This is a genomic window from Phenylobacterium sp. GW821-FHT12F10, from assembly GCF_058806695.1.
The window spans coordinates 180,228-203,814 of sequence record NZ_JBXAPY010000002.1; the positions used below are offsets into that span (position 1 = coordinate 180,228).

Genomic DNA, 23,587 nt, shown 5'->3' on the forward strand with positions numbered 1-23,587 from the left:
GCCCAAGGATTCACCCCGCCTTGGCGGCGCGCACCGCGTCCACGAAGGCCGGGGCGTCGTCGGGATGCAGGCCGATGGTCAGGATGTCGGGCTTGCTTCGGAACAGGGTACGCACCGTCCGGGGGCGGACGAGCTCGATCAGGGTGTTGGGATGGGCCAGGGCCGACGCCTTGAGGAAGCCCGGGCGCTTGGGGTCTCCGCAATCCTGGACCAGGCGGACCTCCGCCATCTCTTCGAAGCCCACCCACTGGTCCACCAGCAGGCCAGCGCGGACCCGCACGCCCCTTGGCGTCACCAGCAGGGGTAGCTTGGCGAAGGCGTTGATCAGGCCCAGCAGATAGACCACGCCGATGGCGCTGAGGGCCGAGACGATCCCCCCGATCCGCGGGCTCATCAGGCGCAGGGCCACCAGGGTGACGCCGATCTCCAGGGCCGAGACCGCCAGCAGCATCCAGAGCAGGACCTGCATGTTGCGGTGATAGGAGAAGGCCTGAGCGCCCTGCGGCCTGTCCGGTCGCGCCCACCAGGCGGCCGCGAACCACAGAATCCGCAGTTCGGTGGTCGCCGTGCGCAGGACCGCGTCGATGAGGCGTCGTTTCCCGCCGTCCTCGCCAAGCCCCACCATCGGCCCGTCCCCTGCCCATCCGACCTGCGCGCACAATCGCAGCGTGCGCCTGATCGGTAAAGCCGAGCCATAGAGCCGCCCGCCGTGGCGCCGGTCGCGGGTGTGGGCCGGAGGCTTGAACGGCTTGGCGAGCGCCTCAGCCCGCCGGGATCACGTCGCAGCCGTAGAAGTACCAGTCGATCTTGGTCTCATAGGGCCAGAACACCACCTGGACCCGGGTCGTGTCGTCGGGCGAGCCGGGGGGCGCGGCGATCAGGACGTGGCCCTGGGCGATGGGCGCCATGCCCTGGATATAGGCCTGGCCGCCGGGGCCGGAGATTCCCGCGCCGTTGACATAGTACTTGGCCTGGGTGGCGCCGCCCTCCCGCGGGTCGACGGCGCAGTCGATGAGGTAGGTCTTCTGGCCGAGCGGCTTGAAGGAGACCTGCGCCCAGCCGATGGGCTTGATGAGGGCGCTGCCATGGCCGGGCTCCGCCGACACCGACGCCTCGCCAAGGGAGAGATAGGCCGAGGCCGTCGCCGGGGCGTCGGGGGTCAGCTGCACCTTCTGGCCCACGGTGGGCGGCAGGGCGCCGGGCGCGAGCTGGCCGAAAGCCTGGATGATCCGGGCCGGCGCCAAGGGCGGCGGCTTGGGCGGGGCGGGCAGGACGCGCAGCGCCGGCGGCAGGGCGCCGGGGGTGACGAGCGGCGCCGGGACCCGCGCCAGGCGCGGCTGACTGGCGGCGGGGGCGGCCGCGGCCAGCAAGGCGGCGGCGAGGGTGGCGAAGGCGGACAGGCGAGGGGTCATGGCCGTTCACTCCAGGGTGCGCGCCCCGGCCCAGCCGTGCGCGCCCGCCGCCACGCTCCGCCCGGAGAGGCGCCGCGGCCTTGATCCGGATCAATCCCGCCTCAGGCGCGGCGCGCCGGGGACCGCCGACTCGACCCGCCGTATTCACCTTGCTTGTCGCCGGAGCCGTAAGCCTGGCCGGCTATGAATGCCTCGCTTCCGATTTCTTTGAGGCGCTGCGCCGGTCGCGTCGTCCTGGATCGGAAGGTTGCGCAAAGCGCGATGTGACCCTGGAGGATTTCAATGCCCTACGACCCCGCCGACACAGACTTCGTGGCCGCCACCGCGTCCGGCGCCCATCTCTCGAGCCCGGATGAAACCGAGCCCCATGGCGACGACACGCTCGGCTCCGGCGCCGAGACCGAGACCGAGACCGGGGCGCACACCATCCACGGCGCCGACGGCGGCGACTCCCTCGACGGCACGGCCGGCGACGACCACATCCAGGGCGGCGAGGGCGAGAACCACCTGCGCGGCGGGGACGGCAACGACGACGTCCGGGGCGGCTCCGGGTTCGACGACATCAACGGCAATGTCGGGGCCGACACCCTGCACGGCGGCGACGGCGATGACTGGGTCGTCGGCGGCAAGGACGACGACGCGGTCTCCGGCGACGGCGGGGACGATATCGTCAACGGCAACCTCGGCAACGACACCACCGACGGCGGCCTGGGCGATGACCAGATCCGCGGCGGCCAGGGGGACGACAGCGTCGCCGGTGGGGACGGCAACGACTGGCTGTCCGGCGACCGCGGGAACGACACCCTCAGCGGCGGGGCGGGCGCCGACACCTTCCACTTCTTCGCCGGCGCGGGGATCGACCGGGTGACGGACTTCTCCGCCGCCCAGGGCGATCATGTGCTGCTGGATCACGGCACGTCGTTCACGGTCCACCAGGCCGGCGCCGATGTGGTGATCGAGACCTCGGGCGGCGACCAGATGATCCTGGCCAATGTTCAGCTGTCGAGCCTGCCGGAGGGTTGGATTTCCAGCTGATGACGCCTGGAGCGTCCGCCTGAACGGACAGGCTCTAGCGCATCAGACCCGCCGCGCGCAGGGCGTCCTCGATGACGGCCAGCAGCGGGTTGGCCTGCGCCGGCCCGGCGGCCTTGGCCTTGCGCGGTCGGGTCGGGGGCTTGTCCAGCAGATCCCAGGACCGGGCGATGGCGATCGTCGAGGCCAGGCCGACGTCCAGCATATAGGCGCCGCTGACACCGCCGCCGGGGGCGCCGTCGGGCTTGAGCGGCACGCCGTGGCCCATGCCGTCCACCAGCACGTGCTCCAGCACGGGCCGGCCCCGCGCGTCGCGCCAGGTGCGGTGGGTGTGGCCGACTTGCGTGTCGGTGTGGCTGGGGTCCTCGTCCAGGCGGTGGAGGCCGCGCCACTGGTGGAGCAGGGCCTCGCCGTTGGCGGGGCTGACCGTGTGGTCGGCGCCCCCGTGCCAGACCGACAGGGCCGGCCAGGGCCCCTTGTGGGCGCTGGCCTTGCGGACCAGGCCGGGCAGGGCGTCCGGCTCCGGGCCGCCCTGGCCGCGCATGCGGTCGAAGGCCTCCAGGGGCGAGCCCGCCACCCCGTAGGGCAGGCCGGCGATCACCGCCCCGCCGGCGAAGACCTCGGGATAGCTCGCCAGCAGGACGCTGGCCATGGCGCCGCCGGCCGACAGGCCGGTGACGAAGACGCGCCGGCGGTCCAGGCCGTGGGTGACGATCATCTTCTCGATCATCTGGCGGATGGAGGCGGCCTCGCCCCGGCCGCGGCGGGTGTCGCCGGGCTCGAACCAGTTGAAGCAGAGGTTGAAGTTGTTGGCCCGCGCCTGTTCCGGGAACAGCAGGGCGAACCCGGCCTCCTCGGCCAGGGCAGACCATCCCGAGCCGAGGTCGTACTCCGCCGCGCTCTGGGTGCAGCCGTGCAGCACCACCACCAGGGGCGCGTGGCGCGCCAGGGCGCCGGGGACATAGGCCAGGGCGCGCAGGGCGCCCGGATTGCCGCCGAAGCCCTTGAACTCGGTGAGCCGGTCAGATCCGGGGCGGCCGCCCATGGCGCTCGCGGCGTCGCGGAAGGCGGTCATCCGCATCAGGGTGTCGGAAAGGGGTCGCATGCCGGGGTCCTTTCAGCGGAGCCAAAGGGGCGCCGACCCTCTATAACGCAGGTGCAGCATCCTTCGTTGCTGCAATGCAGCAAAAGCGTCTTCGCGCGTCATCGCCGCGGCCCGGCCCTGGCCGCGGCGGAGTAAACCCCGCCTTAAGGCCTGCTTCACCCTGCGACCCTAGAATCAGCCGGGTGTTTAGCCAGGCCGCGCCATGAAGGTCGCACCGCTCACCTCGATCCCCTCCGCCGCCCTCGTGCCGGCGCTCACCCCCGTGCGCCCGGTCGCCCGGGTGGCGGGGGGCGAGCTGCTGCGGGAGATGCAGCGGGCGGTGGAGGCCGACGCGGTCGATCCGGCCCTGCCCGTCGAGGGTCCGGGCCAGGCCGCCCAGGTCAAGACCGCCCCGCGCCAGGCGCCGGCCCTTCCCCTGCCCCAGACCCCGGGTCAGGCTCTGGCCACCGCCATGCGCTCGGCCCTGACCCGCCAGAGTGGGCTGGCCCCCCTGCTGGCCGATCTCGGCCAGGCCCTGCAGGCCCAGGCCCTATCGCCGCCGGCCCGCGCCGCGGCGATGCAGATGCTGACCCAGCTGATCCCCCTCGACCCCAAGGTGGGCGCGGCCGACATCAAGCGGGCCCTGAAGGGCTCGGGCCTGTTCCTGGAGGCCAATCTCGCCGCCCATCCGGAGGCCTCGCCCCTGGGCGGTGACTTGAAAGCCGCCCTGCTGGTGCTGCGCCAGGCCCTGGGGCCGACCCCCAATCGCCGCGCGCCCGGCGCCACGCCACGCCCACCTTATGGCGGCGCCCCCACCTCGGCCCAGCCGGCCGCCCTGCCCAGCCTGCCCCTCGGGGCCGGCGCCGGCGCCATCGGCGAGACCCTGGCCGCCGAGACTCAAGGGGCGCTGGCCCACCTCGACCTGCTGCAGCTGGCCTCCCTGCCTGATCCCGAGCGGCCGGGCGAGCCCACCCGCTGGATGTTCGAGACCCCGTTGCAGACCCCCCAGGGTCCCAGCGTCGCCCAGTTCGAGATCAGCCGCGACGGCGGCGGCGGCCGGGGCCGCGAGGACGACCGCGAGCCCCTGTGGCGGGCCCGGTTCTCTGTGGACTTCGAACCGGTCGGGCCGGTGGACGCCCAGCTGGCCTTCGAGGGCGACCTGGCCCGGGTCAGCCTGTGGGTCGCCCGCGGCTCCATCGCCGACCGGCTGCGCGCCGCCCAGCCGGCCCTGGCCCAGGCGCTCGCCGGCGCCAACTTGCAGCTTGAGATGGCGGTCCATTCCGGCCCTCCGCCGCAGCCCGCCACCCCCTCCGGGCGCCTGCTGGATCAGTCGGCATGACCCCGGACCGCAAACGCCTGGCCGTGGCCCTGCAGTACGACGCGCCCAATGCGCCGCGCGTGGTGGCCTCCGGCCGCGGCTTCGTCGGTGAGCGGATCATCGCCGCGGCCCAGAGCCATGGGGTGCCCCTGGAGCACAACCCGCTGCTGGCCGAGGCCCTGTCCAAGGTCGAGCTGGACAGCGAGATTCCCGAGCGGCTGTTCCTGGCCGTCGCCGAGATCCTCGCCTTCCTGATGCGCGAGGGCGTGGAGCCCCAGAGCGAGGTCTAGCGGCAGGGCTGGGCCGTGGCCGTGCACTTGTAGACATAGGTGAAGGCGGGCTTGGAGGACTGGCAGTTGGTGGTCTTGTTGGCCGCCTTGCTCCAGGCCGCATAGGCGCCGCCGAAGGCGCTGGCCTTGGCGCTCCAGTCGCTCTGGGCGCCCATCTGGGCCTGCTGCTGCTGGCTGGACTGGGCGATCCCGGTGATCAGGGTCGGCGCCCCAGAGGCCTGGGTCTTGCAGTTGGCGTTCGGCGGCGGCTGGGCCAGGGCCGAGGTGGCCGACAGGGCCGCCGCGGCGGCCAGCCCGATGATGGTCTTCATGGATATCCCCCTGGGTTTCAGGACGGCCATGCCGTCCTGTCGATGTCCGGCGCGGCGACCTATCTGTTGCCCCAGCGGTCGAAGATGGTGAGCTTGACCCGCAGCTGCGCCCCGGCCCGACCGCCGCCCTGGACGCCCCGCGGGATCGCCACGCTGAGCTTCTGGCCGGACTTGTCCACGGCGTAGGCGCGGCCCTTTCCCGGTTCGATGGGCTCGGAGACGACCATGGCCCCGTCGGGCGCGCCGAAGCGGATCTGCACTGGCCCCTGCAGGCGCGAGGCGTCCATCCAGACGCTGTAGCGGGCCGGCGCCAGCATGCCGAACATCGCCTCGCCTCGGGCGTCGGTGACGCCAGACGCCTTCAGGCTGCCGGGTTCGCCCTCCAGGCCGATGGGGGTGCCCTGGATCGGCCCGCCCTCGGCGGCGAGCGCCAGGGGCGCGGCGAAGACGGCGGCCAAGGCCAGGCCGGCCAGGACGATTCGACGAGATCCCATGTTCCCTCCAGGGAACGCCGGGCGCCGGCGTCGAGGCGGCGCCGCGGATTTGGACCCGCTCGAGCGCAAGACCTTCACCATGGGACCAATCGCCGAACGGCGATACCTGAATTCGCGCGCCGGCAACGTCCGGCCCTCCCGCGCGTTGGGCCGCGCGGAGGGCTCCATGCGACTGTCGATCACCGCCGACCTGACCTACCGCTTCGAACAGCCGTGCGAGGTGCTGCTGCTGCTGGAGGCCGCCCGCGCCCCGGACCAGGCCATCCATTCCGAGCGCCTGACCATCACCCCGGCCGCGGAGATCGCCCGTCTGGACGACTCCGTCACCGGCGAGCGCCGCGCGGTGTTCACCGCCCATGGCGAGGTGGCCACCGCCTATGTCGCCCAGGTCGAGCTGCTGGCCCGCGACGCCAACCTCAAGGGAGCCGCCGCCACCGCCATCCGCGACCTGCCGGGCGAGGCCCTGCGCTACCTGCGCGCCAGCCGCTACTGCCCGTCGGACCGTTTCGAGGCCTTTGTCGACAAGGAGTTCGGCGATCTGCGGGGCGGCGACAAGGTGGCCGCGATCGTCGCCTGGATCGGCGGCCACCTGGCCTATGAGGCGGGTGTCAGCGACTCCGCCACCACGGCGCTGGACACCTTCGTCGACCGGGCCGGGGTCTGCCGCGACTTCACCCACCTGGCCATCAGCCTCTGCCGCGCCGCCGACATCCCCGCCCGCGCCGTCTCGGCCTATGCCTGGAAGCTGGAGCCGCCGGACCTGCACGCCGTGGCCGAGGTCTATCTGGGAGGGCGCTGGCGGCTGATCGACGCCACCGGTCTCGCGCCCATCGACGGCCTGGTGCGGGTCGCCACCGGCCTGGACGCCGCCGACATCGCCTTCATGACCATCTTCGGCAAGGCCGAGCTGGTGTCCCAGAGCTTCGCCATCACCCAGACCAAGGCTGAGCGCCGTGGATGAGCCCCTCGACGCCGTGGTGGTGGGCGCCGGCCCCGCCGGCCTGACCGCCGCCATCTACCTGGCGCGCTTCCGGCGCCGCGTCGTCGTCCTGCACGACGACTCGAGCCGCGCGGCCTGGATTCCCCGCAGCCACAACCATCCCGGCTTTCCCGGCGGGATCGCCGGCCTCGACCTGCTGGCCCGCATCCGGGCCCAGGCCGAGGAATTCGGCGCGGTCATCGAGGCCGCCGCCGTCACCGCCCTGGCCGTGGAGGATCACGGCTTCACCGTGGAGACGGAGGGCTCCGCCTATCGCGCCCGCGCCGTGATCCTGGCCACCGGGGTGGTGGACAAGGTCCCCGCCCTGCCGGGCGTGGAGGACGCCGTGCGCCGCGCCCTGCTGCGCATCTGCCCGATCTGCGACGGCTTCGAGGTCTCCGGTCAGGCCGTGGCGGTGATCGGCGAGGGCGCCCTGGGGGCGCGTGAGGCCCTGTTCCTGCAGACCTACAGCGACCGGGTCAGCCTGATCCATGTGGGTTCGGCCGAGGCCCTGCCCGGAGCCGAGCGCGCCCGCCTGGCCGCCCACGGCGTCCGCCTGATCGAGGGCCAGGTGGCTTCCGTCACCCTGGACAACGAACGGCTCACGGCGCTGGCCTTCACGGAGATCGGGCCGGTGGAGTTCGACGCCCTCTATTCGGCCCTGGGGGTGCGGCCCCGCTGCGGCCTGGCGGTTCAGGCCGGCGCCCGGTTGGGGGACGACGGCCGCCTCGTCGTCGACGAGCACCAGCAGACCACCGTGGCCGGCCTCTACGCCGCCGGCGACCTGGTGCGCGGTCTCAACCAGATCAGCACCGCCCAAGGGGAGGCCGCCATCGCCGCCACCGCGGTCCACAACCAGCTCCGCGAGGCCGAATAGCGCGCGGGAAGGGCGTGGCCCGCACCGCGGACGGCGCTCAGGTCCCGGGCGGGGCGCGGTAGGGCAGGTAGCCGCGCTCGACCATCCGGCGCATGGCCTCATAGGCCTCGGCCAACTCCTCATAGGCCGCCCGCAGGGCCGAGAGGCGGGCCACCTGGTCGGGCCGGGGATTGACGGTCTCGCTGAGCGCCAGGGCTTCCTTCACCCACTGGGCGCGGGCCATGGCCGCGGCCACCGCCATGCGCTGGAACTTGCCGCTGTCGGCGTATCCGAGGACCGCGCCGATCACCTCCTTGTTGGAGGCGAAGGCCGTATAGTCGATCTGCTCAAGCTGTCCGCGCATGCGGCGCTGGGCCTGAGGGTCGTCGGTCTCCTGCGGTTCGAAATGATCGACCGCGTGCCGATGGTAGCTGGACGTACGGGTCGCCATGACGGGCTCCCTTCCTTGTTCCGCGCCAGCCTAGCGTCGGGGACCTTCAAAGGCGTTAAGAGCCCGCGGCAGGGTCAATGGACCGTCAACCTTGATACATCTTATTCGTGCTTGGAAAGCTTTGCTTCAACCCAACCGAGCAAAGCTGCCCTTAGCGTCGCGGGCATGGGCCTGGCGGAGCTCCCAGAAAGGGGAAAGGTGCACATGTCCAAATTCCTGCGCAATTTCATCGCCGACGACTCTGGCGCCACCGCCATCGAGTATGGCCTGATCGCGGCCCTGATCGCCGTCGTGCTGATCGCATCGATCTCCGTTCTGGGGGAAAAGGTCGGCGGCACCTTCGACAAGGTCGGCACCGCGATGCCGCAATAGGCCGACCCCTCTTTCCAGGTTGGAGCGCGACCATCGCCTGAGCCGGCCTCGGCCTCAGGCGGACCGCGCTCCAGGCCGGAGCGGCATCCCCCCCCGCTTGCTCCGGCCACCTGAGGCCTGGCCGCCACACCTGACCGCAACGTGCACGGACTCCAATAGTTCGTCTCACGTACCATTGACGCGACAGATCATCTCTCCCACTCTCCGCCCCAATCGGGGCCGCGGACGAACCGTGGCCATTCCTGGGGAGGGAGCTGCGATGTGGGTTTCGAGGCATGAGTCGACGCGCGCCAAGGCGCTGATGGCCGGCGCCGCGCTGGGGGTGATGGTCGTCGGCTTCGCCGGCCAGGCCCTCGCCCAGACCGAGGTCGCCGAGGTGGTGGTCACCGCCGAGCGGCGGGAATCCAGGCTGCAGGACACCCCGGTCTCGGTGAGCGCCTTCTCCCAGGAGACCATGGCCGCCCGCGGGGCGACCAACCTGCAGGACCTGGGCAATTTCACCCCGAACCTCGAACTGCACCAGACCAACCGTCCGGCCGGCGGCGGCTCGGCCTATGCGGGCTATATCCGCGGGGTCGGCACCGGCGACTTCCAGTTCCCCACCGACCCCGGGGTCGGGGTCTATGTGGACGACGTCTATCTGGCCCGCGCCGTGGGCGGCCTGATGAACCTGGACGACATCGCCCGCGCCGAGGTGCTCAAGGGGCCGCAGGGCACGCTGTTTGGCCGCAACACCATCGGCGGCGCCATCAACATCGTCACCGAGAAGCCCAACCTGACGGAGCTGTCGGGGGTGCTGAAGGCCCGGGTGGGCTCCTATGGGCGGACCGACTTCGCCCTGGGCGTCAACGGCCCGATCGTCGAGGGCAGGCTGGCCGGCAAGCTCTCGGCCTCGTTCCTCAACGCCGACGGCTGGTCCACCGGCCTGGATCACCGGAACGGCAACAACGAGCACCGCATCGTCCTGCGCACGGCCCTGCGCTACGCCCCCAGCGACACCGTCGACGTCCAGGTCAACGCCGACTATTCGGAACAAAACAATGTGGGGCCGCAGGGCTATCTGGTGAAGTTCCTCACCAGCCCCGCCCCCTTCCCGCCGCCCAAGGCGGCGCGGTTCAACACCTATGCGGCGGCCGCCGAGAACCTTCGCCTGGGCCTGCCGGCGGGCTCACTCTACGACAACCGCTGGGCGACGACCGATCCCTATACGAACAACGCCCTGCAGGGCGGCTATGACGACTACCAGATCGGCGGCGCCTCGGTGGTGGCCACCTGGGACGTCAATGACATCCTGACCCTCAAGTCGGTGACCGCCTTCCGCGGGGTCTCGGCCAAGATCGGGGTGGACGGGGACCAGACCCCCTATTCCCTGCAGACCTCGCAGACCGAGCTTTACGATCACCAGTACAGCCAGGAGCTGCAGTTCTACGGCAGCGCCCTGGACGGCCGCCTCAAGTACCTGGTTGGGCTCTACGCCTTCCAGGAGAATGGCTCGTCCAAGCTCTACACCGAGAGCTTCCACGGCATCTGGGAGAACATCCCGCTGGCCCTGCGCACCAACGCCGACGCCGCCGACACCTTCACCTATTTCTACATGAAGGCGAAGAGCTACGCGGTCTTCACCCAGGAGAGCTTCGCCCTCACGCCGCAGATCGAGCTGACCCTTGGCGGACGCTATAACTGGGACGAGAAGGACTACGCCTTCGCGGTGAACTTCACCCAGCGGGGCGTGGCCCAGGTGCCCTTCAGCCGCGACAGCCAGAGCTGGGAAAGCTTCACCCCCAAGGCGGGGATCAACTGGCGTCCGGCCAGCAACATCCTGGTCTATGCGAGCTATCAGGAGGGCTTCAAGTCGGGCGGCTGGGGCGCCTCCAACAGCGCCCTGGCGCCCACCCCGCGTTATGAGCCCGAGACCATCGCCACCTGGGAGATCGGCGCCAAGACCGACTGGTTCGACCGCCGCCTGACCGCCAACGTCGCGGTCTTCCAGAGCGACTACAAGGACATCCAGTTCACCGTCCAGAAGGTCGATCCGGCCACCGGCGCCAACCTGCGCACCACCCAGAATTCCGGCGACGCCGACATCCAGGGCTTCGAGGCCGAGTTCGTCGCCGTGCCGACCGACGGTCTGACCCTGAACCTGGGGGTGGGCTATGTGGACGCCCAGTTCAGCCGGCTGTCGCCCCAGGCGCTGGCCATCCTCGATCCCTTCAACCGTCCGCGCGCCGTGAAGATCGGCGATCCCCTGCCGCAGGTGCCCGACTGGTCGGTGAACGCCGGCGCGCAGTACGTCTTCCACCTCGGGGCGGGCGACCTGACTCTGCGGGGCGACGCCTCCTACAAGGGCGATCAGTTCCTCACCCTGGGCGATCCCACCTCGTTTCAGGCGGCCTACACCCTCTACAACGCCGCCATCGTCTTCGCGCCGAACGCCGTCCCCGGCCTGGAGCTGTCCGTGAACGGAACAAACCTCAGCGACGAGGTCTACTACGCCTATCACGCCACCCTGCCGCCCACCGGCGAGGAGGTCGCCCTGCCGGTCCAGCCGCGGCTGGTCTACGCCACGGCCAAGTACAGGTTCTAGGAGAGCGGAGCGGGCGTCATGGAGGACATCGCCGCGGGCATCCGCCGCAAGCTGATCCCGCGCCTCCTGGCGCCCGTCGTCCTACTACACTTCTTCAACGCCCTGGACCGGTCGAACCTGTCCTTCGCCGCCCTGAGGATGAACCCCGACCTGGGGCTGGACCCCAAGGCCTACGGCTTCGGGGCCGGGCTGTTCTTCGTGGGCTACCTGGCCTTCCAGGCGCCCCATGTCTGGCTGCTGACGAAGATCGGCGCGCGCTGGTGGATCTTCGCCACGGTGCTGGTCTGGGGCGCCGTCGCCACCGGCATGAGCCTGGTGCAGGACGCGGCGAGCTTCAACCTGATGCGCCTGGCGCTGGGGGTCGCGGAGTCGGGCTGGGCGGCGGGGATCATCCTCTATCTCGGCCGCTGGATGCCCAGGCGCTATCGGGCCGGCGCCTTCTCGGCCCCCATGCTGGCCATCCCGCTCTCGGTGATCGTTGGCGGGCCGCTGTCGGGCTGGCTGCTCTCGATGGACAATCCCCTGGGGCTGGCCGACTGGCGCTGGATGTTCGTCGCCGAGGGCCTGCCCACCATGCTGCTCGCCTTCGTGGCCCTGGCCTGGTTCAAGGACGACCCCGCCCAGGCGTCCTGGCTCACCCAGGCCGAGAAAGACTATCTCGTCGCCGACGCCGCGGCGGCGGCACGCGAACCCCAGAGCCTGGACACCTGGCGCTCGCTGTTCGTCAGTCCCCGGGTCTGGGCCAGCGTCGGCCTGTGGTTCACCCTGCTCACCGGCGCCTATGGCCTGATCTTCTGGCTGCCCCAGGTGATCAAGGCCGCCGGCGGCGGCGACCCGCTGCGGGTGGGGATCCTCTCGGCCCTGCCCTGGGTCGGGGTGGGGATCGGCATGGCGCTGAACGCCTGGCATTCCGACCAGACCGGCGAGCGCTATTGGCACGTGTCCATCCCCGCCATGCTAGCGGCGGGGGGCTTCGCGGCGGCGGCCTATGTCGGGGCTGGAGGCTTGGCCCTGACGCTGCTGGTGATCGGCGGCCTGGGGCTGGGCGCGGCCCAGGGCGCCTTCTGGGGCGTGCCCTCGACCTTCCTGACCCCGGCCACGGCGGCGGTGGGCGTCACCCTGATCAACATCGCCGGCTCCACCGGGGGCTTGGCCGGACCCAACATGATCGGAACCATCCGCCAGGCCACGGGGTCCTTCGCCCTGCCGGTCTACGCCATGGCCGGCCTGCTGGCCGCCGGCGCCCTGCTCACCTGGGCGATCGCGGCGATGAACCGTCGGGCCGGAAACTGACCATGGATCACCTGAACATCACCACTGGCGCGCGGCGGCGCCTTGAGGCTTCCTGCCAACCGGGAATCTGCGAACGGGGGAATCGGTCATGACCGCAGCGGTCGCCAAGCGTCTCAGCCCAGGCTTCATCGTCGCCATCTGTTTTTGCATCGCGGCCCTGGAGGGCTACGACATCCAGGCCTTCGGGGTTTCGGCCCCGCACATGGCGCCGGAGCTCCACCTCAATCCCGGCCAGATGGGCTGGGCCGGCAGTGCGGCCATGATCGGCCTGGTGATGGGGGCGTTCACCGGCGGCTGGTTCGCCGACCGCGTGGGGCGCAAGCCGGTGCTGGCGATCTCGGTGGCGGCCTTCGGGGTGTTCTCCGTGGCCACAGCCTTCGCCCACAACTTCGAGGCCCTGACGATCTCCCGTTTGCTGACCGGGATCGGCTTCGGGGGCGCCATGCCCAACCTGATCGCCATCGCCACCGAGATCAGCACGCCGGCCAAGCGGGCGGCCACCACCACCAGCATGTTCTGCGGCCTGCCGGCCGGCGGCTCCCTGGTGGCCCTGCTGGCCAGCAACGGCGGCGAGGCCCTGGACTGGCGGACCATCTTCCTGATCGGCGGGGCCCTGCCCCTGCTGCTGACCCCGGTGGTGATCTTCCTGCTGCCGGAGACCCGGCCCGACCACGATCCCGCCGCCGACCGCGGTCTGGCCCGGGGTCTGTTCTCCGAGCGCCGGGCGCTCACCACCCTTCTGATCTGGCTGGTCTTCGGCCTGGACCTGCTGGTGACCTACCTGCTGCTCAACTGGCTGCCGACCCTGGTGGTGGCCAAGGGCTTCACGGCCGCCGACGGCGCGGTGGTCTCACTCTATTTCAACGTCTTCAGCGTGGTGGGCGCGCTGATCCTGGGTTGGCTGGCCGACCGGGTTGGTTTCCGCTGGCCCCTGCTGGGGGTGTTCCTGGTGCTGGCCGGCGCCATGTACGGCCTGGCCCAGTCGGCGGGCCTGCCGGCCATCAACGCCTTCGCCGCCCTGGCCGGCTTCACCGTGGTGGGGGGGCTCTACGTCCTCTACGCCCTGGCGCCCATCTACTATCCGGTCCAGGTGCGGGCCGCCGGCGCGGGCGCCGCCATCGCGGTGGGGCGGCTGGGCTCCATCGCCGGCCCCCTGATCGCCGGCGAGCTGCGCGGCTTGGGCTACAGCGCCGACCAGGTGTTCCTGTCCATGGTGCCGGTGGTCCTGGTGGGGGCCGTCGCGGTCTTCGCCCTGATGAGCGTCGGTAAGCCGGTCAAGGACTAGCCCCGGATCGCCGCCATCGCCGCGCGCTTGACCTCGTCGGGCAGGGTGGTGAACCAGGCCTGGGGGGAGAGCCGTTCGGCCACCTTTCGCCGTCCGGCCTCGGCCAGCCGCCGCCCCAGGTCCGGCTCGGCGCGCAGGCGCCTCAGGGCCGCGGCCGCGGCGTCCAGGTCGGGATCGGCCCAGGTCTGGCCCTTGTAGATGCCCTGACTGTCCTCCACCGGAATTTGGCGAGCTGGGATCAGCAGAGCGCTGGCGGCGTCCATGAAGTCCAGGTTGCCCGACCAGCCGGTGGCGATCACCGGGGTGCCCAGCGCCATGGCCTCGGCCGGGGTCAGGCCGAAGCCCTCGGCGCGGTGCAGGGAGACCAGGACATCGGCGGAGGCGATCAGGCTCTTGACCTGGGCGTAGGGCCAGACCGCGTCCTCCACCGTCGCGTTGACCGGCGCCAGGCGTCGCAGGCGCGCCAGGTGCTCAGGGAAGAGGTGGCCGTTCTGGGTTTTCATCACCAGGCGGGCGGTGGGGTCCTCGCCGAAGGCGCGGGCGAAGGCGGCGATCACCCCCTCGGGGTTCTTGCGGGCGGCGGCGGAGTTGAAGTCGAACAGGCTGACCGCCAGGAAGCCCGGCGCCCGGGGGGCGGGGACCACGCCGCTGTAGTCCTCCAGGAACAGGGGATGGGGCACGACCCGCACGGGGGCCGCGGCGCCGGCCAGGGCCTGGGCGGTATAGGCGCTGGGCGCCCAGATGCCGTCCACCAGGGCGCCGTCCTTCAGCCACAACTCGGGCGCCTTGGGCAGCTCCCAGGCCCAGTAGCCGTAGCGGGGTCCGCGGACCCGCTTGGGGCCCAGGAAGGCCAGGGCCGCCAGTAGTTCGGGCGGGTTGAGGTGGAAGATCCAGGGCCCCGCCGCCGGCGCCGGACCGGCCTTGCCCAGCCAGTCGAGCTGGGCGGCCGAGACGTCCACCTGCTCCACCGGCACGCCGAGGGCCTCGAAGGCGCGGACGGCCAGGCGGGCGGAGGCGGCGATGCCGTGGGAGCCCTCGAAGAACCCCACCACCCGGATTGGTCCGTCGGCGGACTCCGCTCCGTGCGGGGCGCGGGCCGAGGCCCGGACATAGGCCGCCAGCGCTCGGCTCAGCACCGGCTGGGCGGCGCGGCGCAGGGACTCCGGGACCAGGCCGCGCCAGGCCCGGCGGGCGGCGGCGACCGGGCTCATGCGCGGGCCGCGCGCCAGGCGACCCCGTGGGCCAGCAGGGCGATGGCGTCGGCGGGGATCAGACCCCGGTCGGTCTGGAAGACCACCTCGCCCACCTGGGCGGGGGGCAGGGCGGGGCCGCCGGCGGCGCTGCGGAACCGGGTCGTGGCGGCCTCGAAGACCGGGGCGCCGGCCCCCTGCGCCCAGCGCTCCATCACCACCAGGGTCGGGCAGGCGCCGACCGCCGGCGGCCGTCGCGGGACCTGGGGGGCATGGCGGACGGTGAGGCGGGCGAGGCGGAAGACGGGATGGTTGCGGACGCTCGCAGGCAGGGCCGCGATATCGATCCCCAGCTCGGCCAGGCCGCCGCCGATCAGCCAGCGCAGGAAGGCGAACCTCTGGCCGAAGCTCGCCAGCGGGAACAGCCGCTGCAGGTCGCCGCGATCCTCCCAGATGTCGAGGAACAGGCAGGGGAAGGGCAGGCCGCGGGCCAGGTGCGCCGCCGGCGCCTCCAGGCTGGGATCGGTCAGGCCGTGGGGCCAGCCGGCGCGGTCGGCCAGGCCGTAGGCGGCCACCTGCAGCCGCGCGTCGGGCGCCTCGCCGACCACGTAGCGGGCCGCGCGCGCCACCAGGCCGGGGTCGCGGACGTCGGTGGGCAGCAGGCGCGCGTCGAACCGGCCGGCCAGGGCCTCGGGGCCCAGCAGCCAGGCCCGCAGGCCCTTGTCGTCCATGGCGAAGCGGTCGCGCAGGTCCCGCCGCGCCGCCAGCATGGCCGCCAGGACCGAGGCCGGCGAGGTGTCCCTCAGCCAGCGGACCAGCTCCTCCGACGACCCGAGCCAGGGCCCGGGCGGCGGGGCTGCCGGTTGTCGGGCGCTCTCGCCGGAGGGGGCGTCGAGCCAGGCCTCCGCCGCCGCGGTCAGGCCGCCGCCGAAGGGGTCGCCGGCCCGCGCCGCCGCCAGCATCCGCCGCCGCTGCTCCGGCGTCACCAGCCGCCCCGAGGGGAAGGCGCGGTGGCCATAGGCGATGGTCCGGGTCTCGGCGTGACCGTTGCGCAGCATCGCCGCGGCGTAATCCTTCAGCAGCTCGGCGAGGGGCGAGCCCGGCGCCACCTTGATGCGGTCCTGGTGCTTGGAGAGCAGATCCGGCCGGGCCGGATCGAAGCCGGAGAAATGGAAGAAGCCCAACGGCTGGCCGTCCACCCGCCAGCCGTCGGCGGTCTTCTCCAGCCTCCGGCCCTCCAGGTTCCAGTAGGCCAGGTTGAGGGCCGGCGTGCGCAGGATGGCGAGATCGCTCACCAGGCCCGGCGCCAGGTCCATCCACTTCTGGTCGGTGAACAGGCCGGCGGCGAAGTCCACGCGGCAGTCGAATTCCAGCTTCTCCGCCCACCAGTCCAGCAGGGCCTCGATCTGCGGCTCGTTGCGCACCGCCATGAAGCCGAGATTGTAGGCGCCCGAGGTCAGGATGACGTGGTCGTTGGGATTGGCCTCGCCCCTCAACGGCCGGGTCATGTGCGGGGTGAGCGCCAGGGGCGCGCGGGCCAGGGCCTCGCGGACCTCGGTGAGCGGCCGGTAGACGCAGATGTCGGGGTCCAGATAGACCGCCGAGGTCACGCCGGGCTCGGCGAGCAGGGCGCGGAAGGCGTGCGGCTTGACCGCGGTGTTCAGCTCCAGGGCGTCGTAATAGGCGCACATGGCCGCGAATCCGGGAGTGAAGGTCCCCGCCTCGATCACCCGGATGGCGGGGTCGGAAAAGGCGATCGGCCCGTCGGTGGCGATCACCACGCGGGCCACGCCGGGCTCGGCCGCGGCCAGGCTCTGCATCAGGGTCGCCGCCTGGGCCGCGTAGTTGCGCGATACGATGGTGAAGACGACGTCCACGGGGTCTCGCGCCTGCCTCTGGGATCGTTGGTCTAGCAGTCCCGGGCCGCGCCGTCAGGCGTCGGCGAGCAGGTCGTCCAGGTTCTTGACGCTGGTGACCGCCGAGGCGACGCCGCCCTTCATCACCATCACCTTGTTGCAGTAGAGCCGGATCAGGTCGATGTCGTGGGAGGCCAGCACCAGGATGCCCGCCCGCTCCATCAGCGACAGCAGCCGCTTGTGGGCGATCTTCTGGAACTGGGCGTCGCCGACGGCGATCCACTCGTCCATCAGCAGCACGTCGGCGTCGACGGCGGTGGCCACGGCGAAGGCCAGGCGCGCCTGCATGCCGGCGGAATAGGTCTTCAGCGGCATGGCCAGGAAGGGCCCCAGGCCGGTGAAGTCGCCGATCTCCTCCAGCTTGTCCTCGATCTCGCGGGCGGTCAGGCCGGCGATGCGGCCGCGCAGGCGGATGTTGTCATAGCCGGTGGCCGAGGCGTCGATGCCCAGGTTGAGGTCCAGCAGGGAGGCGATCTGGCCGTGGATCTCGATCTGGCCCTCGTCGGGCTCATAGGCCCCCGACAGCGCCCGCAGCAGGGTGGTCTTGCCCGAGCCATTGTGGCCGATCAGGCCGAGGCGGTCGCCGGCCTTCAGCTTGATATTGACCTTGGAGAGCGCCGTGACCTCGGTGGCCCCGGTCAGGGACGAGCCCAGGCGGCCCCCCACCGTCACGGTGGCCAGGCTCTTCTTCAGCGACTTGGCGTCCACCCCATAGACGGGGAAGCGCATGGTCAGGTCGCTGACCGTGATGGAGACCTGCGGGCCCTTCATAGGTAGTGCACGATCCGGCGGCGGGTGAGGGTGAAGGCGGTGAAGGCGCCGGCCCAGCCCAGGACCGCCAGCAAGGCCAGGATCGGATAGGTGCCCGATCCCGACTGGCCGCCCATCAGCGGGGTGCGGATGCCGTCGATCATGTGGAAGAAGGGGTTCAGCACCAGCAGGGCGTGGGCCCGGCCGCCGCTCATGCGGCCCGGCTGCCAGAAGATCGGGGTCATGAACATCGCGAACTGCATGATCGAGCCGACGATCTGCGGCACGTCGCGGAAGCGGGCCGAGGCGATGCCGACCGCCATGCTGACCCAGGAGACGTTGAGCATCAGCAGCACCAGGCCCAGCAGGGCCATGGGCAGGTTGGCCACCTTCCAGTAGCCGAACCAGACCAGCACCACGACCACGATCACCAGGTGGTGGGCGAGGGTGATCAGGTTGCGCAGCACCGTGCGCCACACGAAGGTGAACATCGGCAGGGAGGTCTGGCTGAGCATGCCCGAGGCGTGGACGAAGGTGTCGCAGCCCTCGGTGATGACGCCCACGATGACGCCCCAGAAGACGATGCCGAGCGCCACGAAGGGCATGTATTCCTGGATCGGAACCTTGAAGATCTCGGCGTAGAGGAAGCCCATCCCCAGGACCATCAGGCCCATGGAGAGCGTGATCCAGAAGGGGCCCAGGATCGAGCCGCGATAGCGCGAGACGATGTCGTGCCAGGCCAGCGACCAGGCCAGGTCGATGCGTTTCGTCGAGGCCTTGAGGTCGGCGAACGCCATGCCGAATTCGTGCAGGGCGCCGTGACGGCCCGTGCGCAGCATGTGTTCCGAGGTTTGCATCAACTCTCCCGACCGGGGCCGCTGGTAACAGGTCGCATTTTGCGGCGCAAGCGTGGCGCGGGGCCGCAAATCCCCAGGAAATCCCCGAAATTCCGACGCTTTTCCTCGGGCCGCCCGACTACAGCTCGCCCTCGTCCTCGAAGGGCGGCGGGCTGGTCTTCATGTGGGCGTGGTCGGCCCGGTACTGGTTGAAGTGACGCCGGTCGGCCGGGGCCGGCTGGACGGTGTCGCGCACCAGGCCGCCATAGGCCAGTTCGCGGGCCGTGCGCTTGCGCACCACGAACTCGATGCCGCATTCGCCGATGGGGGTGAGCGTCTGGTCGAAGCGGGGCAGGTCGTAACGGAAGGTGGAATTCAGCAGGGCCAGCCGCTCGATGTCGGCCGCCTCCCCCAGGCCCGACAGCAGCTCCACCAGGTTGATGGACCGGTCGCTCCAGGAGCGGGCCTTCAGCACCGTGAAGGTCCACTTGTGGTCGCGGTTGTGGGTGGAGGGGAAGACCCCCTGCTCGTAGAGGTCCTCGTCCGGCACCGTCACCACCACGAAGCCGCCGGGCTTGATCACCCGGAACCAGGCGGCGAGCCCCTCGACCGGATCGACCAGGTGCTCCAGGCAGTGGCTGGAATGGACGAAGTCCAGGCTCTCGGCCGCCAGGCCCGCCAACTGCTGGGCGTCGCCGTCCTCCCAGTCCCAGACCCGCACCCCTTTGATGGAGGGGAAGAATGGGGCGTAGAGCGACAGGGGATCGGGCTTGCCGCCGATGTCGAGGCCCTCGCCCACGAACCAGCGCCGGGCGAAGTTGGGGTCGGCCATGCGCCGCACGATGGACTTGGAGAGCTCTTTCACGTCTCGGCTCTAGCCGTTTTCGCCGTTCACCGCACCACCCAGGATTCGGCGCCGACATCGGTGAAGCGCGCCGACTGGGCGGCGCCGCCGAAGCTGGCCAGCAGGCGCTTGAGGCCGTCGCGCTTGGTGGGGTCGATGAGGAACATCATGAAGCCGCCGCCACCGGCCCCGCTGACCTTGCCGCCGAAGGCGCCGAAGGCCTTGGCCGCCTCATAGACCTCGTCGATCTTGGCCGAGGAGATCTTGGCGGCGGTGAGCTTCTTGGCGGTCCAGCCGCTATCGAGCAGGGCGCCGAAGCGGGGCAGGTCGCCGGCCCGCAGGGCCTCGCGCATGGCGAAGGCCCCGGCCTTCAGCTCGTGCAGGCCCTCCAGGGACTTGGGCGCTTGGGCCTTCATGTTGGCGGTCTGCTCGTCGATGATCGAGGCCGACTCCCGGGAGACCCCGGTGAAATAGAGCACCAGGGAGGCCTCCAGCTCCTTCATCACGGCCGGATCGACATCGACAGGATCGACGTCCACCCGGTCGCCGGACTGGAAGTGCATCAGGTTCAGGCCGCCGAAGGCCGCGGCGTACTGGTCCTGGTGGCCGCCCGCCAGGCCCAGCTCGCGGCGCTCGATGTCGAAGGCCAGGGCCGCGACGGCCTGGGCGTCCATGGGGACCTCCAGGAACCGGCGGAAGGCCTCCACCATCGCCACCACCAGGGCCGAGGACGATCCCAGGCCCGAGCCCGGGGGGCAGTCGGCGTAGGTGGTGAGGGTGAGGGGAATGGCCGTCCCGCCCGCGTGGTCGGCCATGAAGCGGTTATAGACCCCCTTCAGCAGCCGCAGCGGCTCCTCGGTGGGGAGCGGCGCGCTCGCCGCGGCGTTCCAGTAGTGCTCGCGGTCGGCGGCCACCAGGCGGACCTGGCTGTCGTCGCGGCGTTCGAGGCTGACATGGGCGAAGAGATCGATGGCCGCGTTCAGCACCACCCCCCCATGCTCGTCGCAATAGGGGGAGACGTCGGTGCCGCCGCCGCCGAAGCCGAGCCGGAGCGGCGCGCGGGCGCGCACCAGGTGGTGGGGCATGGGTCTCGCCGCTTGAGGGACGTCAGGTCGGCTTCGGGGGTAGTCGCAGGCCGCGCGCTTTGCAACCGCCGGGAGCCATGCTAGCCGACCAGCATAGGGGAAAACGCCTGATGCCGCCGACGCCACCCGACGCCACCATGGTCCAGGCCCGCTCGGCCCGGCCCGTCGTCGCGCCGGTCCCCGGCCTGCCCAGCCTGGAGGGCTCGGGCACCTGGATCGTCATCCCCTGCTACCGCGTGCGCGACCATGTCCTGAAGGTGATCGCCAAGATCCCGGCCTGGGCCGACGGCATTGTCTGCGTCGACGACGGCTGCCCCGAGCGCTCCGGGGACTTCATCGAGTCCGCCGTCTCCGACCCCCGGGTGGTGGTGGTGCGGCTGTCCAAGAACCGCGGGGTCGGCGGCGCCGTCTTGGCCGGCTACGCCGAGGCCATCCGCCGGGGCGCCCGGGTGCTGGTCAAGGTGGACGGCGACGACCAGATGGACCTGGGCTACATCCCCCACCTGGTCGCCCCCATCCTGCTGGGGGAGGCCGACTACACCAAGGGCAACCGCTTCACCTCCATCAGCCACCTGAAGTCGATGCCGGGCGTCCGGGTGTTCGGCAACGCGGCGCTCAGCTTCGCGGCCAAGGTCTCCACCGGCTACTGGAACGTCTTCGACCCCACCAACGGCTTCACCGCCATCGAGGCCTGCGTCGCTGACCGGGTGATGGAGAAGCGCGTCTCCCAGCGGTTCTTCTTCGAGACCGACCTGCTCTACCACCTGGGCACCCTGCGGGCGGTGGTGCGCGACGTGCCGATCCCGGCCCGCTACGGCGAGGAGGTCAGCAACCTGCGCATCGGCGCCATCGTCGGTCCCTTCGCGCTCAAGCACTTCACCAACTTCTGCCAGAGGGTGATGGGGCAGTATTTCGTCCGCGACTTCCACGCCGCGACCCTGGAGCTGATCTTCGGGACCCTGTTCCTGGCGTTCGGAGGAACCTACGGCATCCACTGGCTGGCCACCCGGGCGCCGGGCCAGACGGCCTCGGCCGGCGTGGTCATGGCCGCCGCCCTGCCGGTGATCGTGGGCACCCAGATGCTGCTGCAGGCCATGAACTTCGACGTGCTCAACACCCCGTCGCGGCCCATCCACCCCTATCTGCGCACCATCGCCCAGATGGAAGCCGGCGAGCACGGGGCGTGAAGGCCCTGGACTACCTGCTCTGCGCGGGCTTCGCCGTCGCCCTGCCCATCGGCCAGCTGCTGTTCAAGTGGGCGGCCCTCTACCAGGCGCAGATCGCCGGGCCCATGCCCTGGAAGCTGCTGCGCAACTTCCCCCTGATGGGCGCCTTCGGCTGGTACGGGCTGACGGCGCTGGTCTGGTTCTACATCCTGACGCGGACGCCGCTGTCCACCGCCTACGCCTTCTCGATCCTCGGCTCGGCCCTGGTGCCTCTGATGGCCTGGGTGATCTTCAAGGAGCCGGCGAGCTGGAAGTTCGCCGTGGGCTACGGCCTCATGCTGGCGGGCTTCCTGGTGATCCTGCAGGCCAGGCCGTCCTGATCGCCTCGGCGACCTCGGCATAGGCCACGCCGTACATCCGCTCATAGAGCAGGGGCCCCGCGTGCGGGCGCTCGGTCACGCGGGCGGGGCGAAGCGATTGATAGCCGAAGCCCCGCGCCAGATAGGTGGCGAACATCACCGGCCACAGCCCCAGCCAGGTCCGCGCCTGGGACGGGAACCGCCGCACCCCGGCCGCGAAGGCCAGCCACTCGGGCAAGGACAGCCGGACGCGGGTCCGCGGGCCGTTCTCCGCCAGAGGCGCCCCGGCGCGGAACAGCCGGCCGGGCAGGCGCGGGCCGTTGTAGAGGCTGAACTGGTCCACCGGCGCGCCATCGCAGAGCGCGACGGCGAGGGCCGCGCAGGCGTCGTGATCCATGTGGCCGCCCTCCCAGGCGGTGATGATCAGGCGATGGACCTCGCCGATCCGGGCAAGCTCGGCGGCCAGCAGGTCCCGCAGCCGGGGCAGGTGGCGGTGGACGGCGCCGTCCAGGGCGCCGGAGCCCGCGCCCACATGGATCACGCTCTCCGGTGGGATCCCGAGGTCGGCCAGATAGGCCCGGGTCTCGGCCATCCGTCGCGCGGAGAGCGCCGGGCTGGCGTAGTCCGCCAGGTAGAGGAACTTCTGCTCGGCCTTCATGCCGACGAACCGCCGGATCAGCGGCGTGGCGAAGTACTCGTCGTCGAAATGGGCCAGGATGTAGACGATCGCCATCAGTAGGGATCGAAGTCGAGGAAGCCGATAGCGGTGCGGGCGGCGTCCAGGCTGGCCGGCGCCGGCGCGTTGAGGGGCCGGTAGATCAGGTTGAGCGGCGAGGGGCGCAACCGCTCCGGCAGCCGCACGAACCCCAGCGCCTTCAGGTCCAGCCGCGGCTCCAGGCCGATGAAGAGGCTGGCGCCAAGGGCCGGGCCGCGGGCCTCCACCAGTCCCTCGCTGACGAAGCCCACGCAGCGAACCAGGGGCAGGTGGGTGGGCGCCGAGATCACCGTCAGGCCGGCGCGGTCGCGCACGCCGTAGGTGGCGGCGGGATTGGCCAGCCGCCAGGCCAGGCGGCGCGGGGTCCAGTCGAGGCGGAACCCGGTGTCGTGGGTCTCGAACCGGCGGGGCCGGCGCAGCAGCAGGCCCGCCTCCAGGGGCGCCACCAGCTGGAAGCCCAGCTTGCGCAGGAAGCCCGGGGTGGAGTTGGCGTTGGCCACCCCCATGGCGAAGCCGAACCCCTCCCGCGCGGCCGCGGCGTAGGTGGCCTCGGCCAGGCGGGTGAACAGCCCCTGGCCGGCGTAGTCGGGGTCGGTGGCGGTGTTCAGGGACAGCAGGCCGCGCACCGATTCGGCGCCGATGCGCGCTGTGGTGGGGCAGGTGACATAGTGGGCGCAGAGCCGCTCTCCGTCCCAGGCGTCGAACCCCAGCACCGTCCCGTCGGGATTGTCGCGATAGCGCCAGGCCAGGGCTTGCGGAGAGAATTTCTCCGCGGCCCCGAACACCTTCTGCAGCAGGCCCGAATAGGCGGCGAGCTCGTGGGCGGCCGTGCCGGTCGGTCGGATCTGGAGGTTTGCCGGGGTCGTCATGCGGGGGGGATCATGGAAGCGTCGCTGCGTCGCGGCAACGGAGGCTTTTTGCACCTTCTCATCGTCCTCCGCGCGCCCTACCTCTCTGGCGGGACG

25 protein-coding genes are annotated in these 23,587 nt (G+C 71.2%); 11 read left to right on the plus strand and 14 right to left on the minus strand.

Annotation, left to right across the window (positions count from 1 at the left end; genetic code table 11):
* Positions 1–10 precede the first annotated feature (10 nt).
* Positions 11–625, minus strand: a complete 615-nt coding sequence (locus AC1RN5_RS13260; RefSeq protein ID WP_493041631.1) for a hypothetical protein — start codon at positions 623–625, stop codon at positions 11–13.
* A 136-nt stretch (positions 626–761) separates the two neighbouring features.
* The gene (locus AC1RN5_RS13265) at positions 762–1,412 is read right to left on the minus strand and encodes a hypothetical protein (protein WP_493041632.1); all 651 of its coding nucleotides are present in this window, start codon (positions 1,410–1,412) and stop codon (positions 762–764) included.
* A gap of 282 nt (positions 1,413–1,694) precedes the next feature.
* On the opposite strand from AC1RN5_RS13265, the gene AC1RN5_RS13270 reads away from it, so the two are divergent.
* The gene (locus tag AC1RN5_RS13270) at positions 1,695–2,447 is read left to right on the plus strand and encodes a calcium-binding protein (RefSeq protein WP_493041633.1); all 753 of its coding nucleotides are present in this window, start codon (positions 1,695–1,697) and stop codon (positions 2,445–2,447) included.
* 34 nt (positions 2,448–2,481) lie between these two features.
* Here the strand turns inward: AC1RN5_RS13270 and AC1RN5_RS13275 are convergent, their stop codons facing one another.
* On the minus strand, positions 2,482–3,549 hold the full coding sequence (locus AC1RN5_RS13275) for an extracellular catalytic domain type 1 short-chain-length polyhydroxyalkanoate depolymerase (protein ID WP_493041634.1): 1,068 nt from the start codon (positions 3,547–3,549) through the stop codon (positions 2,482–2,484).
* A gap of 202 nt (positions 3,550–3,751) precedes the next feature.
* Here AC1RN5_RS13275 and fliK point away from each other — a divergent pair, with 202 nt between their 5' ends.
* Both fliK and AC1RN5_RS13285 read left to right on the plus strand, forming a co-directional pair.
* Entirely contained in the window at positions 3,752–4,867 is a 1,116-nt protein-coding gene (gene fliK, locus AC1RN5_RS13280; RefSeq protein ID WP_493041635.1) for a flagellar hook-length control protein FliK, read from the plus strand.
* Positions 4,864–5,136 (plus strand): EscU/YscU/HrcU family type III secretion system export apparatus switch protein, encoded by a 273-nt coding sequence (locus AC1RN5_RS13285; protein ID WP_493041636.1) that lies wholly within the window; start codon positions 4,864–4,866, stop codon positions 5,134–5,136. The genes fliK and AC1RN5_RS13285 overlap by 4 nt, the downstream gene beginning before the upstream one ends.
* Here the strand turns inward: AC1RN5_RS13285 and AC1RN5_RS13290 are convergent.
* Together AC1RN5_RS13290 and AC1RN5_RS13295 are read right to left on the minus strand one after the other, a co-directional pair.
* Positions 5,133–5,447: a hypothetical protein gene (locus AC1RN5_RS13290; protein WP_493041637.1), complete on the minus strand. Its 315-nt coding sequence runs from the start codon at positions 5,445–5,447 to the stop codon at positions 5,133–5,135. The two genes, AC1RN5_RS13285 and AC1RN5_RS13290, sit on opposite strands and share 4 nt — an antisense overlap.
* Before the next feature lie 59 nt (positions 5,448–5,506).
* Positions 5,507–5,941, minus strand: a complete 435-nt coding sequence (locus AC1RN5_RS13295) for a hypothetical protein (RefSeq protein WP_493041638.1) — start codon at positions 5,939–5,941, stop codon at positions 5,507–5,509.
* 166 nt (positions 5,942–6,107) lie between these two features.
* Here AC1RN5_RS13295 and AC1RN5_RS13300 point away from each other — a divergent pair, with 166 nt between their 5' ends.
* Positions 6,108–6,902 (plus strand): transglutaminase-like domain-containing protein, encoded by a 795-nt coding sequence (locus AC1RN5_RS13300; protein ID WP_493041639.1) that lies wholly within the window; start codon positions 6,108–6,110, stop codon positions 6,900–6,902.
* Entirely contained in the window at positions 6,895–7,797 is a 903-nt protein-coding gene (locus tag AC1RN5_RS13305; protein ID WP_493041640.1) for an NAD(P)/FAD-dependent oxidoreductase, read from the plus strand. The genes AC1RN5_RS13300 and AC1RN5_RS13305 overlap by 8 nt, the downstream gene beginning before the upstream one ends.
* A 37-nt stretch (positions 7,798–7,834) precedes the next feature.
* Here the strand turns inward: AC1RN5_RS13305 and AC1RN5_RS13310 are convergent, their stop codons facing one another.
* Positions 7,835–8,227, minus strand: coding sequence for a hypothetical protein (locus AC1RN5_RS13310; RefSeq protein WP_493041641.1), 393 nt, complete (start codon positions 8,225–8,227; stop codon positions 7,835–7,837).
* Positions 8,228–8,431: 204 nt separating this feature from the next.
* Here AC1RN5_RS13310 and AC1RN5_RS13315 point away from each other — a divergent pair, with 204 nt between their 5' ends.
* The 4 genes from AC1RN5_RS13315 to AC1RN5_RS13330 all read left to right on the plus strand — a co-directional run bounded on the left by AC1RN5_RS13315 (position 8,432) and on the right by AC1RN5_RS13330 (position 13,761).
* Entirely contained in the window at positions 8,432–8,599 is a 168-nt protein-coding gene (locus AC1RN5_RS13315) for a Flp family type IVb pilin (RefSeq protein ID WP_493041642.1), read from the plus strand.
* A gap of 259 nt (positions 8,600–8,858) precedes the next feature.
* On the plus strand, positions 8,859–11,183 hold the full coding sequence (locus AC1RN5_RS13320; protein ID WP_493041643.1) for a TonB-dependent receptor: 2,325 nt from the start codon (positions 8,859–8,861) through the stop codon (positions 11,181–11,183).
* An 18-nt stretch (positions 11,184–11,201) separates the two neighbouring features.
* Positions 11,202–12,476: an MFS transporter gene (locus AC1RN5_RS13325; RefSeq protein ID WP_493041644.1), complete on the plus strand. Its 1,275-nt coding sequence runs from the start codon at positions 11,202–11,204 to the stop codon at positions 12,474–12,476.
* Between the two features lie 88 nt (positions 12,477–12,564).
* Positions 12,565–13,761 carry an MFS transporter gene (locus AC1RN5_RS13330; RefSeq protein ID WP_493041645.1) on the plus strand — a complete coding sequence of 399 codons (1,197 nt, stop codon included), beginning with the start codon at positions 12,565–12,567 and terminating at the stop codon, positions 13,759–13,761.
* Here the strand turns inward: AC1RN5_RS13330 and AC1RN5_RS13335 are convergent.
* The 6 genes from AC1RN5_RS13335 to AC1RN5_RS13360 all read right to left on the minus strand — a co-directional run bounded on the left by AC1RN5_RS13335 (position 13,758) and on the right by AC1RN5_RS13360 (position 20,382).
* On the minus strand, positions 13,758–14,972 hold the full coding sequence (locus tag AC1RN5_RS13335) for a glycosyltransferase (RefSeq protein WP_493041646.1): 1,215 nt from the start codon (positions 14,970–14,972) through the stop codon (positions 13,758–13,760). The two genes, AC1RN5_RS13330 and AC1RN5_RS13335, sit on opposite strands and share 4 nt — an antisense overlap.
* Positions 14,969–16,828, minus strand: coding sequence for a hypothetical protein (locus AC1RN5_RS13340; RefSeq protein WP_493041647.1), 1,860 nt, complete (start codon positions 16,826–16,828; stop codon positions 14,969–14,971). Before AC1RN5_RS13340 ends, AC1RN5_RS13335 begins: the two co-directional genes overlap by 4 nt.
* Positions 16,829–16,882: 54 nt before the next feature.
* Entirely contained in the window at positions 16,883–17,638 is a 756-nt protein-coding gene (locus AC1RN5_RS13345; RefSeq protein ID WP_421934516.1) for an ABC transporter ATP-binding protein, read from the minus strand.
* On the minus strand, positions 17,635–18,474 hold the full coding sequence (locus tag AC1RN5_RS13350; protein ID WP_493041648.1) for an ABC transporter permease: 840 nt from the start codon (positions 18,472–18,474) through the stop codon (positions 17,635–17,637). The genes AC1RN5_RS13345 and AC1RN5_RS13350 overlap by 4 nt, the downstream gene beginning before the upstream one ends.
* Positions 18,475–18,592: 118 nt before the next feature.
* Entirely contained in the window at positions 18,593–19,318 is a 726-nt protein-coding gene (locus AC1RN5_RS13355; protein WP_493041649.1) for a methyltransferase domain-containing protein, read from the minus strand.
* Positions 19,319–19,344: 26 nt separating this feature from the next.
* Entirely contained in the window at positions 19,345–20,382 is a 1,038-nt protein-coding gene (locus AC1RN5_RS13360; protein WP_493041650.1) for a GHMP family kinase ATP-binding protein, read from the minus strand.
* 110 nt (positions 20,383–20,492) lie between these two features.
* Here AC1RN5_RS13360 and AC1RN5_RS13365 point away from each other — a divergent pair, with 110 nt between their 5' ends.
* Both AC1RN5_RS13365 and AC1RN5_RS13370 read left to right on the plus strand, forming a co-directional pair.
* Complete coding sequence (locus tag AC1RN5_RS13365) at positions 20,493–21,569, plus strand: glycosyltransferase family 2 protein (protein ID WP_493041651.1); 1,077 nt, start codon at positions 20,493–20,495, stop codon at positions 21,567–21,569.
* Positions 21,566–21,928: a DMT family transporter gene (locus AC1RN5_RS13370; protein ID WP_421934521.1), complete on the plus strand. Its 363-nt coding sequence runs from the start codon at positions 21,566–21,568 to the stop codon at positions 21,926–21,928. Before AC1RN5_RS13365 ends, AC1RN5_RS13370 begins: the two co-directional genes overlap by 4 nt.
* Here AC1RN5_RS13370 and AC1RN5_RS13375 read toward each other — a convergent pair.
* On the minus strand, positions 21,882–22,640 hold the full coding sequence (locus AC1RN5_RS13375; RefSeq protein WP_493041652.1) for a PIG-L family deacetylase: 759 nt from the start codon (positions 22,638–22,640) through the stop codon (positions 21,882–21,884). The two genes, AC1RN5_RS13370 and AC1RN5_RS13375, sit on opposite strands and share 47 nt — an antisense overlap.
* Positions 22,640–23,491, minus strand: a complete 852-nt coding sequence (locus AC1RN5_RS13380) for a GNAT family N-acetyltransferase (RefSeq protein ID WP_493041653.1) — start codon at positions 23,489–23,491, stop codon at positions 22,640–22,642. Before AC1RN5_RS13380 ends, AC1RN5_RS13375 begins: the two co-directional genes overlap by 1 nt.
* Positions 23,492–23,587: the final 96 nt, after the last annotated feature.